At 68.9% G+C, this 12,510-nt stretch carries 9 protein-coding genes and 3 pseudogenes; 5 read left to right on the forward strand and 7 right to left on the reverse strand.

Annotated features, from left to right (window positions below):
* The first annotated feature begins 388 nt into the window (after positions 1 to 388).
* From AB0I73_RS37955 to AB0I73_RS37965, 3 genes are all read left to right on the forward strand, one after another.
* Entirely contained in the window at positions 389 to 1,105 is a 717-nt protein-coding gene (locus AB0I73_RS37955) for an IS6 family transposase (protein WP_363044968.1), read from the forward strand.
* A gap of 203 nt (positions 1,106 to 1,308) precedes the next feature.
* Positions 1,309 to 2,694 carry an NAD(P)/FAD-dependent oxidoreductase gene (locus tag AB0I73_RS37960; protein ID WP_363044969.1) on the forward strand — a complete coding sequence of 462 codons (1,386 nt, stop codon included), beginning with the start codon at positions 1,309 to 1,311 and terminating at the stop codon, positions 2,692 to 2,694.
* A gap of 209 nt (positions 2,695 to 2,903) precedes the next feature.
* Positions 2,904 to 3,830: a hypothetical protein gene (locus tag AB0I73_RS37965; protein ID WP_363044970.1), complete on the forward strand. Its 927-nt coding sequence runs from the start codon at positions 2,904 to 2,906 to the stop codon at positions 3,828 to 3,830.
* A 286-nt stretch (positions 3,831 to 4,116) separates the two neighbouring features.
* Here the strand turns inward: AB0I73_RS37965 and AB0I73_RS37970 are convergent, their stop codons facing one another.
* On the reverse strand, positions 4,117 to 5,040 hold the full coding sequence (locus AB0I73_RS37970; protein WP_363044971.1) for a hypothetical protein: 924 nt from the start codon (positions 5,038 to 5,040) through the stop codon (positions 4,117 to 4,119).
* A 269-nt stretch (positions 5,041 to 5,309) separates the two neighbouring features.
* On the opposite strand from AB0I73_RS37970, the gene AB0I73_RS37975 reads away from it, so the two are divergent.
* Complete coding sequence (locus AB0I73_RS37975; RefSeq protein WP_363044972.1) at positions 5,310 to 5,906, forward strand: sigma-70 family RNA polymerase sigma factor; 597 nt, start codon at positions 5,310 to 5,312, stop codon at positions 5,904 to 5,906.
* The gene (locus AB0I73_RS37980; protein ID WP_363044973.1) at positions 5,903 to 6,880 is read left to right on the forward strand and encodes a CU044_5270 family protein; all 978 of its coding nucleotides are present in this window, start codon (positions 5,903 to 5,905) and stop codon (positions 6,878 to 6,880) included. The genes AB0I73_RS37975 and AB0I73_RS37980 overlap by 4 nt, the downstream gene beginning before the upstream one ends.
* An 84-nt stretch (positions 6,881 to 6,964) precedes the next feature.
* Here AB0I73_RS37980 and AB0I73_RS37985 read toward each other — a convergent pair.
* From AB0I73_RS37985 to AB0I73_RS38010, 6 genes and pseudogenes are all read right to left on the reverse strand, one after another.
* A pseudogene (locus AB0I73_RS37985) lies at positions 6,965 to 8,051 on the reverse strand (integrase core domain-containing protein).
* 274 nt (positions 8,052 to 8,325) lie between these two features.
* Positions 8,326 to 9,114: a calcium-binding protein gene (locus AB0I73_RS37990; protein WP_363044974.1), complete on the reverse strand. Its 789-nt coding sequence runs from the start codon at positions 9,112 to 9,114 to the stop codon at positions 8,326 to 8,328.
* Between the two features lie 376 nt (positions 9,115 to 9,490).
* Positions 9,491 to 10,503, reverse strand: a pseudogene (locus tag AB0I73_RS37995) (response regulator).
* Complete coding sequence (locus tag AB0I73_RS38000) at positions 10,496 to 10,726, reverse strand: hypothetical protein (protein WP_363044975.1); 231 nt, start codon at positions 10,724 to 10,726, stop codon at positions 10,496 to 10,498. The pseudogene AB0I73_RS37995 and the gene AB0I73_RS38000 overlap by 8 nt, the downstream one beginning before the upstream one ends.
* 1,016 nt (positions 10,727 to 11,742) lie before the next feature.
* Positions 11,743 to 12,117 (reverse strand): transposase family protein, encoded by a 375-nt coding sequence (locus AB0I73_RS38005; RefSeq protein WP_363044976.1) that lies wholly within the window; start codon positions 12,115 to 12,117, stop codon positions 11,743 to 11,745.
* Between the two features lie 102 nt (positions 12,118 to 12,219).
* Positions 12,220 to 12,480 (reverse strand): annotated as a pseudogene (locus AB0I73_RS38010) (ISAzo13 family transposase); the annotation flags it as partial.
* Positions 12,481 to 12,510 lie beyond the last annotated feature (30 nt).

Genomic DNA, 12,510 nt, shown 5'->3' on the forward strand with positions numbered 1-12,510 from the left:
CTCGAAGGTTGTTGCGCACACAGCACTGCCATGATGCGCGTATCTACGCGCGTTGGCCAGAAGGCCGTTGAAAACCGATCGATCCGGCCGGGGCCAAGCACGGCCAGGGGCGGCCCTGAGCATCCGGCTTGGCCGACTGCTGCAACAGCCCGCCCTCAGCTTCAGAGTCAAGCTAAGTGATGTGCCCCGGGTCTGGTGGAGTCATCTTGCTGGACAGATGATGCTCCAGACACTCAAGGAGGCTTCTGTGCCCCGCAGTTACCCGGCCGAGTTCCGGCGCAAGGTCCTCGATCTCGTCGAAGCCGACCGGCCTGTCCGGCAGGTGCTGTCACGGTGGCTGACCGGGTGGGATGATCTTCGGGTTGGTCATGGTGGAGGGGGACCGCCCGTGGACAGCGCGCCGTCGTACAGGGGGCACCGGTATCCGGTCGAGGTGATCTCGCACTGCGTGTGGCGGTCCTTCCGCTTCCCGCTCAGTTTCCGGGAGGTCGAGGAGCTGATGCTGGAGCGCGGCGTGAGCGTCTCGTGCGAGACGGTGCGGCGCTGGTGCCTGAAGTTCGGGCAGGTCTACGCCAGCGGCCTGCGCCGCCGGCGGCCCCGGCCCGGCGACGCGTGGCATCCGGACGAGGTCTTCATCAAGCTCAACGGTGAGCAGAAATACCTGTGGCGGGCTGTCGACCAGGACGGGATGGTGCTGGACATCCTGGTGCAGAGCCGCCGGGACACGGCCGCGGCCCGGCGCTTCTTCCGCGCGCTGCTGACGAGGACGGGCGAGGTGCCGCGGGTGATCGTCACGGACAGGCTCCGCTCCTACGGCACCGCCCACCGGGAGCTGATGCCCTCGGTCGAGCACCGCTCCCACAAGGGGCTGAACAACCGGGCCGAGAACAGCCACCAGCCCACGCGGCAGCGCGAACGGGCCATGAAGGGCTTCCGCAACGTGGGCGCCGCGCAGCGGTTCCTGGCCGCGTTCAGCGGCATCTCACCCCACTTCCGGCCCCGCCGCCACCTGATGACCGGCACCCAACACCGAGCCGAGATGACCGTCCGCTTCGCCGTCTGGGAGCAGGTCACCGGAGTTGCCGGCGGGCCTGCCGCGGCCTGAGCCCAGGGTCGGCACCCGGCCCCACCACACCTCGACGCATCGTCAGACACCCACACACCCAACAACGTGACAACGTCAACGCCTGGCATGGGCCCTCATCCGCTGGAAACCCGGCAGCGGCACGAAGGAGGCCACACCCGCGCAGGGTGGGCATCGCGTGTCCAGGATCAGAGGGAAGCGCCGGTCGCGCTCAGGAGGCACACATGGACACCTACGACATCGTCATTCTCGGCGCCGGGGCAGGGGCGAAGATGATCTGGGGCTCGGCAGGTGGCCGTTCGGTCGCCGTGGTCGAGCAGGCCCGGGTGGGGGGTGAGTGTCCGTTCGTCGCCTGCGTCCCGAGCAAGGCGATGCTGCGTTCCGCCCGCGTGTGGCAGGCGACGGAGAATCCGGACTGGTCCACGTTGTTCCCCGAGCGGGTCCCGGGGTCGGTCGCCTACCAGGAAGCGGTGCGCCGACGCGACCGGATCGTGCACGGACGCGACGACTCCGGGAGCGCGACGGCACTCGGCGCGACCGGGGCGACTCTGTTGCGCGGCCGCGGCCGCGTGCGTGGTTCCGGAGTGCTCGAGGTCGTCGGTGCCGCTTCCGGTGCCACCGAGATCGGTTTTCGCGACCTCGTGCTCAACACCGGTTCAGAGCCGGTCCGACCGCAGATCCCGGGGCTCGACACGATTCCGGTCTGGACGAGTGACGAAGCGCTGAGCACCTCGGACCAGCCAGGATCGATCACCGTGATTGGCGGCGGTCCGGTGGGCTGCGAACTCGCCTTCCTGTTCGCGGCGTTCGGCAGTCGGGTGCAGCTCGTGCAGCGCAACGAGCGCCTTGTTCCGCGCGAGGAACCCGAGGCGAGTGCCACCCTGGCCGACACGCTGACCGGTCAAGGGGTCACCCTCCATCTCAAATGCCAGGTCGCCCGCGCGGAGCCGCATGGTTCCGGGGGGCGGCTGACCCTTGACGACGGGCGGATCCTCGACACCGACGTGGTCGTGCTCGCCACCGGCCGACGACCGCGATCGGCAGACCTCGGCCTCGACGGGCTCGGCGTCGCGCTCGAGTCGAGCGGCGCGGTACCGGTCGATCCTTGTGGCCGGGTCGTCGGTACCGAGAACGTGTGGGCCGTCGGTGACATCACCGGCGTCGCGCCCTTCACACACACCGCCCACTACCAGGGCCGGGTCGTCGCCGCGAACCTCACCGGCAGGCCCACAGAGGCCGACTACCGCGCGGTGCCACGCGCCGTCTACGTCTCCCCGGCCCTGGCCTCCGTCGGCCACACCGTGGCGTCCGCCCGGGCCGCGGGCCTCGATCCGGTCGTCGCCCGCAGCTCGATCGACCAGACCGTCCGTGCAGCGACCGAAGGGGCCGACGAGGGATGGCTCATGCTCCTCGCCGATGGCGATTCGGGCACTTTGCTCGGCGCGACCGCCATCGGCGGACACGCCGAAGAATGGATCTCCGAGGTCTCCCTCGCGATCCGGGCCCGGATCCCGGTCCCCGTCGCCGCGGACGTCGTGCACCCCTTCCCCACCTTCAGCGAGGTTCTGGAGAACCCGCTCCGGGAGCTCGCCGGCAAACTCGCCCGATGAGTGCGCCCCGCAGTCCCCAAGCCGTCTTTCAACGGCGAAACTGACTGCGACGCCCATAACGGGCTCACCGTGCTGCTGAACATCCTTGTTCCACACATCGCAGCCCGCAGGGGCGAGCGAGGATCCTGTTCAACAACCGATGGTTTATTGAAGCTGGTCCATCGAAAATTGCGGGCCGCCACCGGAGCGGCGTCGATATCCTCGCGGACGTGATCTACGAGGGAACGACGGGCGTGGATGAGGGCGCTCCGACAACGGCGCGCCTCCGCGATGTACTGAACCGTGCTGGGCGCGTCGTGATCGCCGAGGCATCTCCTGACGAGGCGGACTCCGTCAGCGTGGCGCGGATCGCGGTGACTGGTGCTGAGATCGCAGACCTGGCGCGAGTGCTGGCCATTGTGGACGGCGGTACCGGCGACCGGTGCCTGTGCAACGGCTGGCCAACGATCATGGTTCACGACGTCAAGGGAGAGCTGATCGCCTGCTGGACGCTGCACCACCAATCCGGTCTTCGAGGGATCGGTGAGTGCGATGCCGACCTGCGGGACGGCCCGGCACTCACCGAGTGGCTGGCGAAGCGAGGCCTGACCGGATCTCGGGAGGTTCAGGCGGGGCTGGCGGCGCAAGAGACCGAGGAGGACCGGCGCCGGCTGCGTTGGCTCCAGGCCGCGCCCGCTGGGCTGCGCGACGCGGCCATGGAGATCTCCGACCCGCCGGGGCATGACCGGCAAGCCTGGTCAGGTCGCCTGCGCGACGCCAAGGCCCGGCTCGCCGCGCTCGTCCAAGACGACTATCCCGACGGGATCAAGCGGATCCGCGCCCTGCTGGCATGGGCTGGGGTTCCCGCCAGGGAATCCACCGGCGGCCTGAAGTGGTACGACATGGCGGTCCAGCAGCTGCTGCTCGCCGAGGATGCCGACCTCATCCTCACCGCGCTCGCCACCCGCCCGCCGAGCCCGGCCCAGCTCGACGGCGCGGCCCAGCTCTTCGCGTCCCTCGAATGGACCGGAGCGCACGGCAAGCAGCTGCCTGAGCCGCTGCGGTCGATGCTGCTCGGACACATCCAAGCGGACGGCACCGACCCCATGAGGTTCCGGATGCGCCACGGCTACTACGGTGCCGAGCGATCTGCCTGACAGGACCGCTGCTGGCTGTCGGACGGGGCTCCACCAGCTCCTTCGTCGGCATCGCCCGCCGTTTCCGTGCCGCCGGTCATCGCTGCCCAGTACCGGCCGCCGTCGAGGGCAGCCGGTACCCGGCTGACCAGCGCCTCTACCGCTCGCTGTCGTCTTCACCGGCCGACGGTTCGCGCAGCGGCCGGCGCCCGGCCTCGGACCATCCTCGCGGGCGCGGGGAGCAGGTGCCGGTCTCCTCAAGCTGTTCAAGGGCAGAGCACGGGAGCACCGCATGGAGGGGCTGTGCTCATCGCCGCATCGGCAATTCCAGCAGGCCGGCGAGCTCAGCGTCGGTCGCCGGCCTGAGCGTCGACAGAATGTGCCGGGCTGCGGACAGGTCGGTATGGAAGCCCTCCACGGTCACGGTGTAGACCAGGCCATCGCGGCGCAGACGCAGTTCCTGGTGCTCGTAGCCGCCCTCGTAGGTCAGCAGCTGGCGGCCTCCGCCGTCGTCCGTGCAGCGGATCGGCTCGCCGAAGGGGACGGGGCAGCCGCGCGCGTCGACGCGCCGGGTGTCGTCTCCCACGCATGTCACGCCGAGGTGTAGTCGTGTGGAGCGGGGCCGCTCGTAATCGGCACCGAAGCCGTCCTCACCCGCGCCCAGGACGTGCAGTACGTAGCCCGGTGGCGGGTCGCCGACCCGTAGCAGGGTGTAGTCCACGCCATTGGCGGTGAGCCACTCGTCGAGAGTGGGGGGCTGCGTGGCCGCCCAGGTGGCGTACCCCCCGCCGGCGGCGAGGAGGGTCGCTGCCCCGAGAGCGCCCAGCCTGACGCGGGTGCCCGGAAGGAAGAGCGCGGCCGCGAGCGCGTAGCAGGTGCCTCCGGCCGGGTAGAGCAGAAGACTGTTCTCTAGGTGATTGATCTTGAAGTTCACCACGGCGGCCCCGAACGCGCCGACCGTGCCGAGCGCGTAGACGCTCGCTGCCCATGCCCCCGGCCCGCGCGCTCGGCGCATGAGCGGTACGAGCGTGTGGACGGCGGTTCCGAGCCCCGCGAGCGCGACTACCGACAGAAGAGCCACACCGACGAGAACGGCGGTGAACGGAGCCGCTCCGCCGGCGAAGAGGGCGACGAGCACCGCCTGCAACTGCACGCCGGTCAGGGCGCATCCCGCCAGCCAGACACCCGCCAGATGAGCGATTGCGCGCCCCGCGTTCTTTCTCTGCGTCATTGGCATGATCACGTCGGGAGATCGGCTCCGGTTCCCTGACCGCAGCAGAGAGCGATACAAAACTCGCCCGACCTGCCGGAACCACACTGGCCAGCCAAAGCGCTCAGCGGCCGACCGAGACGCTCGGTCATAGCCGGGAGCGTGACACCCAGTGAGAGATTCTGAAGCTGAGGCGGCGGCGTGAACCCGTTCGCGGCGACTCGGCAAGTACAGGGTGTGACCACCCACCATCCTGACACCCACCGACCCCACCAACGGACGGACTGTCCATGACCGACCTGGCCGGCGGCGACGCCGAGCTCATCGCGGCCTCCCTCGAGGAACCCGAGCGTTTCGCGGCGCTCTTCGACCGTCACGCCCCGGCGATCCATCAGTACGTCGCCCGGCGGCTCGGGCGGGACGCGGCCGACGACGTCACCGCCGAGACGTTTTTGACGGCCTTCCGGATACGGGCCCGGTTCGACCCGGCCCGCGCCGGCGTCCGGCCCTGGTTGTACGGCATCGCCGCCAAGCAGATCGGCCGACACCGCCGGGAGGAGGTCAGGGCGCTGAAACTGCTCGCCCGCACCGGCCACGACCCGGTCGCCGACAGCTGGACCGACTCCGCCGACGACCGCCTCGCTGCCGAGGCCGCCGCCCGCCCGCTGGCCGGGGCGCTGGCCCATCTCTCCGCGGGCGACCGGCACGTCCTGCTGCTCTTCGCCTGGGCCGACCTCGGCTACCAGGAGATCGCCGAAGCCCTCGACATTCCCGTCGGCACCGTCCGCTCCCGCCTCAACCGCGCCCGCCGGAAGCTGCGCACCGCAACCGGCGCGGCCAGTGGCCCCCTCATCGAAGCTCGCACACACGAAAGTGACCCCGCATGAACGAGCTCTCCGAACTCCGAGGTCTGCGCGCCGACGCACCCCTTCCCGACGCCGACCGGCTCGCCGCGCCGCGGGCCCGGCTCACCGCGGCGTTCCGGCAGGAGACCCGCCCTGAGCGCGCCGCCCTTCCCAGGCGCCGGATGATCCTGGTCGGCGCCGCCACCGCAGTGGCCCTCGCCGTGACCGCCGGGGTCGTTACGACCCTGCCCGAAAACAGTACCCGCGCCTCCGCGAGGAAGGGCCCCCAGGTGCTGTCGGCAGGCGCCTCTGCCGACGCCCTCGAACTGGCCGCCGCGACCGTCGAGAAGCACGACGGCACCGAACCCGGCCCGAAGCAGTGGGTGTACGAGAAGAGCACCGTCTTCGTCCAGGGCAAGCCGCAAAGCAGCGAGGAGTGGACCCGCTGGGACGGCACCGGGCACGCCAATCTTCCCGGCATCCCCCCGGCCGGTGACGTCTCGGACTTCGACCCGGACGAGCTCCAGGTCTGGTACGGCCCCAATCAGGAGGAGAAGTGGAAGAAGGAGGGCTACGACGACCGCTCCCAGCGGCAGTTCTACCGCTTCCTCGCCACCCTGCCGAGCGACTCCGACCGCATGATGAAGCGCATCCGCGAGGAGCACGCCATCGGCTCCATCAAGGGGGAGACGCGCGCACAGCGCGACTGGCGGGAGGTCGACGTCCTGTACCGGTCGGTGCTGATCCCGCCGAACGTCCGGGCGGGCCTGTTCCGGGCTCTCGCGAAGATCCCCGGCACCCGGGTGACGACCGGCGTGAAGGACCCGCTCGGCCGCGCGGCGATCGGTGTAAGCGTGACCTACGCCGAGAGGACGCCCTCGGGCTGGCAGGGCAAGCAGGAGATCTTCTTCGATCCCGAGAGCTACGCCTACCTCGGGGAGACCCGGGACGACGGGGAGATGGTCAGCGCCCGCGCCGCCTGGGGCGTCGTCAACAAGCCCGGCGCCCGCCCTTGAGCACCCGCGAGGGGGCGCCCGGTGTGACACCGGGCGCCCCCTCGTCGTCGTACCGTGTGCCGCTCGAAAAGTTATCGTCGCCGGTCAAGCGATGTAGCGGTACTCGCTGATCACGCCGCCGAGGATTCTGGTCCGCAGCACTCGGCGGGCGTCGAGGGCGTGCACTGTGGCATCGGGCCGTTCCCTGGCATCAGGCGGTAGTTGGCGACGGGCCTGGTGAGGGCGGTGGGCGTTGTAGTGCCGCCGGGAGGCGGCCAGGACCTGGCGGGCGTGGGCCTCGTTCACGGTCAGGACGTGGTCGAGGGCCTCGCGCCGGATGCTGCCGATGATTCTCCCGCAGTGGGCGTTCATCCGAGGAGCCCGTGGCGCGCTCTGGATGACGTCCCGTTCCTCGGCCTCGAAGACCGCGTCGAACGCCGCACCGTGCCTGCCATCGCGCTCCCGCAGCAGGAATCGCAGAGACGCCACGCGCACGCCCAGGCCGGCGGGGAGGTTCCGCGCCTGGTGCACGGCCCACTCCCGGGTCGGGCGGGTGGTGACTTCCGGTGAGGTGCAGGCGTCTCGTGCCGTGCTCGAGGAACGCCAGCGCGTACGGCCTCGTGCCGAGCGCGGTGTCGAGGTGGAAGAAGTCTGCCGCGATGATGCCCTCGGCCTGGGCGGTGAGGAACTCGCGCCGGGTCGGGCCGGAGCGGCGCGGTGCCGGGTCGACACCCGCGGCGTTGAGGATCTCCCAGACCGTCGAGGCGGCGATCCGATGCCCGAGTCGGGCCGACTCCCCCTGGATCCGCCGGTGCCCCCACCTCGGATTGTTCCGGGCCAGCCGCAGAACGAGCGTCTTGACTGCCGCTGGGGTGGGCGGGCGTCCGGTGCGTCGGCGTGTGGTGTAATCCCACTTGGCAGCGATGAACCTGCGATGCCAGGCGAGCAAGGTGCCTGGGGTGACCGGGAAGACCTCGCGCCAGCGTCGCCGGGGTATCAGCACGGACAGGGCGGCGAACCATAACCGGTCGGCCGGCTCGTAGCGGACCGGGCCGGCCGGCTGCCGGCGCAGGACGGCGTTCTCATGCCGCAGCACGAGCAACTCGGCGTCCTTCGCGGTGTCACGGCGCAGCAGCACCGACGGGACGGACAGCAGCCTCCGGGTCGCCCTGTATAGCAGGGACACGATCACGCGGGCATGATCCCAGGGCCGAACCGCACCACTCCCACCTGCGCCGATGACTTTTCGAGCGGCGCAGGGTGCCGGAACTGCTGCAGAAGCGGCAGCAGCGGCTCCTGGGGCTGCTGGCCGACGAGTGGGATCTGTAAGAGCCAGCGACAGCAGGGTCAGAAGGGGTTCCCTCCCAGGCCGGCCCTTCGTCGTTCCGGACGCCGGGCCGCTCGGAGACAACACAGCGCCGGGCCTCGGCTGAGGGGACCCGGCGCCGTGGATGCTTCATCGTTGCTTACTGCACGTCGACGAAGTCACCGGCGGCCTTGACGGCCGGGGTGGTCGAGGTGCCCTCGAAGTTGAAGCGGTAGTAGCCGTCGACGGAGGCCTTGACGGTGGTCTTCAGGTTGCCCGTCGAGTTGGTCTTGAGGGTCTTGAGGGTGGTGTAGGTGCTGGAGTTCTTCTTGCGGAACTGCAGCTTCACCGCCTGGTTCGTGTAGCCGGCGTACCTGTAGGTCTCCCAGTTGGCACGGGTCAGCTTGCCCGTGACGGTGATCGTCTTGTTCTTCTTCACCGGCTCCGGCGAGGCGTTGACCGTCAGCCTGGAGTTGCGCAGGACCTTCGCCTTGCCGGCGGAATCCTTGGTGATGTAGTCACCGTCGTTGGCCAGGGCGTGGGCTCTCACGGTCCAGGTCCCGGCCGTGGTGTTGTCCTGGGGGTGGATGCGCGGGTTGATTTTCAGCGTGTAGGTGCAGGTGGTCGTGGTGAAGCTCTGGCGCACGCACTTGCCCGCGATGTCGTCGGGGCCCACGAGACCGTAGTAGTCGCCGTTCGGGAGGGGCGTGTGCCACATGACCGGGAAGGTGTTTCCGGTCTCGATGCCCGAGTCATCCGTGGCGGTCACCGCGATGGTGAACGTCTTCACGTCCGTGGTCCCCAGGACGATGTCCTTCCCTCCGTTGACGACCACCTTCGTGATCCTGATGTCGCCCGAGAAGTCATCCGCCTGGGCGGCCGCCGGAATCGTGAGCGAGGACAGGGCAAGGGCCCCAGCGAAGCCTGCCACGGTGGTGCGGTGATGCATGAAGGCGTTTCCCCCCATGTTCCAGCGCCTCGGGAACGTCCCGAGGCGGAGCTGACCATGCCCACCCGGTACGCGGGTGGCACGGACATGACCATCGGGTCGCAGGAATGGTTGCCCATCGATCACACGGTTGCCAGGACGAGCGCGGGGCTCACGCCGTCTTCCGGCCCCGGAACGGTTCACCTCGCCCGAATGCTCGGTGTCCGCCCCATGCCGAGGAGCACGGCGAACTCGCGGGATGTTGCACAGGAGATCGGATGGAACCGGCGGGATCATGACCGCTCGGGTCCGGGTAGTCCCGGGCCTGGGCTCCCGGGTGACTGATCCGCCGTTCGAGATGGATCTCGGTGAAGACGGCGACCTTGGCGCGCAGAGCTCAGGGGTCGAAGGGCTTGCTGATGTAGTCGACCGCCCCGGCCGCGTATCCGCGGGCCGTGTGCTCGGGGTCGATGCCCATCGCTGTAAGGAAAATGATCGGAACATCCCGGTTGCGGGGCCGGCGCTTGATGTGGGCGGCGGTCTCGTAGCCGTCCATCTCCGGCATCTGCACGTCCATGATGATGACAGCGAAGTCGTCGTGGTGGAGCAGGGCCTTGAGCGCGTCCCGGCCGGAGGAGACCGTGACGAGCTCTTGGTCCAAGGTCTCCAGCACCGCTGTCATGGCAAGCAGGTTGTCGGGCTGGTCGTCCACGACCAGGACCTTCGGCATGGGCTGAGGCTGCGGCAAGGGCGGAGCCCCAGAGCGTTCGACGGCTTCGAGTTGACGCTCCAGCAGATCGCAGCGCGCCTCCGCGGCCGCCCGCTGCTCCTGTGCCGCCTGTAGTTCGTTTCCCAGCCGAGCCACCTCCTGCCGCAGGACATCGCGCTCCCCCAACAGTTCCGAGACGTCAGGGTGGGCTGCTGCCAGCTGGCCGGCGCGATCACGCTCTGCGGTGAGCGCCGCTTCCATCTGATTCAGTCGCACCTCCAGGTCGGCGATGCGGTGCTTACGGTCCAGCAGAGCGTCGCCCAGGACGTCGCCGCGGACGCTGGAACGGCGTGAGACGTGGTCAGCGTCGGCCAACTGCCGCTCGATGATCTGGACCGCGTGCTTCGGGGAGGAGTTGGCATCGAACGCCGACCCGTAGAGTCCGCGTACGTACTCGATGGTCTCGGGGGTGACGGTGGTGCCCCGGTGCGCGGCGAGATCGGTGAGCATATCCATGATCACTGGCCAGGGAGGTAAACGGGTCCCGTTGAGGTAGCGGGAGAACGTGCCAGGGTCGCGCTGTCGCCTGGCCGCATACCGGCGCACCGACACACCCAGCCCCCGAACAGCTCCCGTAGAACCTCGGCGAGCGCACGGGACTCCTGCGTCAGGTCCTGACCCAACGGCCGTAATTCACCCATGGTCGTGCGCCTCCCCGCAGGCGTCGCCGGTTCCGGAGGCGACCAGTCGGTCGAAGAACGGTATCGACAGCCCGGTGACGGCGAGTCCGGCAAGTACGCCCCGCGCGACGCCCTCCCCCGCCAGCCAGGTCAGCATTCCTGCCGCCACGCCACTGAGCGCTGCGAGCAGAAAGAGCAAGGCCGTTCTCAACGGCAACAATGGCCGATCCACGCGATTCTCCATTCATCCGTTCCTCGCCCGGAGGTTGGGAGAGGCGCCCCGCCCAGCGGGACCGCCAAGTGGGTGACACACAGCATGGAGTGTCACGATGTCGTTGCAGCGCGTGATTAAGGGAGGAGGCAACGAAAACCGCCGTTGCGACGAGCTCGTCGCAACGCGAAACTGCCGTTTATGCAGATCAGGGCGCCGACCCGGCTGAGCGTTGCCAATGTGTTGCTGTGCAACGTTGGCAATGAGGTGAGGCGCAAGGGGCAACACCTTTCCTGAGCCCAACAGCATGAAGACGACGCCCCCGTGGGCCTGTTCCTGGAGGGCCCGCTCGCGGTGCCCGTGGCTCATGGTGGAGCACCGGCCGTGTCAGATGATTCCCTGGTGACCAAGGACATGAGCACGAGTGACGGCGCGGCCGCAGCTGCCGGTGCGGTGGACGGAGGGAAGCACCGCCTGACGACCGGAGAGCTCGGCGGCCCGTACGCCCTCCGCCGCGCGGCACCCCACCACTTCACCCTGAGCCCGCGCAAGGACTTCCTCACCGACCAGCAGATGACCTGGCTCCACCCCGCCGACCACAGCCTGGCCTGGTGCGACCTCCGCCCGCCCCTGGAGCGCGACGTCCTCACCTACGTCTGGACGATAGGCGAGCGGCCATCCAATCAGGCCAGTGGACACGGCCCACGGTGTACGTTCAGGCGGAGCGCGTCGAAGGCGCTCAGCCCTCGTGAGAGGACCCGCAGGCCAGATGGAATCTGCCACCGCCGTACGCATACGGCTCCGCGAACGCCAGCAGGAACTGATGGCCGAGCTGGACCAGGTGCAGCGTCAACTGAGCCAGTCGGAGACGACGGTAGTCGTGTCGGGCTGGTGGCGGACGCCCAGCGGCGTAAGGGGGCGCGGCACTGTCTACCACACGGGAGTAGACGAGCGCTGCCGCCCGACGAGCAGCTCGGAGGAGATCACCTTGTACGAGGCGTTGGAGGCGGAAATGGGCCCGTGCAGCCGGTGTAAGGGCTTGCCGGGAATCAACACGTCGGTTTGATCTTGATTTTGTCGGGGTCGAGGAACCTGGCGACGTCTTCCCGTGTGCGGAAACGGGCTGTTGAGGCGGGGAGGTAAACACCATGGGCTTCCAGGAGCGGGCGGACGTCTTTCGCTGCGCGGCTGATGGTCATGGCGGTGGTGCTGAAGAGCTGGCCCAGGAGGTCCATGGTCGCGAGTTTTCGCAGGTGGAGCACGGTGACCAGGACCCGGTCGGCTGAGGTGAGCTTGGCTTTGGCACCTGCGCCAGGGGCCACCAGGCGCTCGTGGCCTCGACGTGTGCGGAGCACTTGCTCGCGTTGAACTTCCATCGCTGGAGTCAACACGTCGATGAGTTCGCTGAGCTGCCGGCGGGTCATCCCGGTCAGTTCCGGGTCCTGGAGCAAACGCCGCGTGAGGCGAGTCGGTCTGTCCCTCAGGGCCTCGTCCGGTGTGCTGCCGGTGGTCGCCGCGTCCGTCTGGGGGTGGAGGGTGTAGTTCCAGTCGCCGTGGAAGCGATGGCGGGTGATGGGCAGGGCAGCGATCTCGTCGTCGCTGATGCGGATGCCGGTGGGGTACTCACCACTGTCGAGTTCGGCCTGGACGATGAGTCCGGTGCGGCTGGTGGTCGCGGCGATGGTCTGGAGCATGACTTCGTGGCTGGTCAGGGGTCTGCCGCGCCAGTTCATGGTGATGTGGGAGAACAGCCGGTGCTCGATCTTGTTCCACTTTGAGGTGCCGGGTCAATGCCGTTGCTTGACTACTGAACTATC

The sequence above is a fragment of the Streptomyces sp. NPDC050388 genome, assembly GCF_040655635.1.
Taxonomy (GTDB): domain Bacteria; phylum Actinomycetota; class Actinomycetes; order Streptomycetales; family Streptomycetaceae; genus Streptomyces.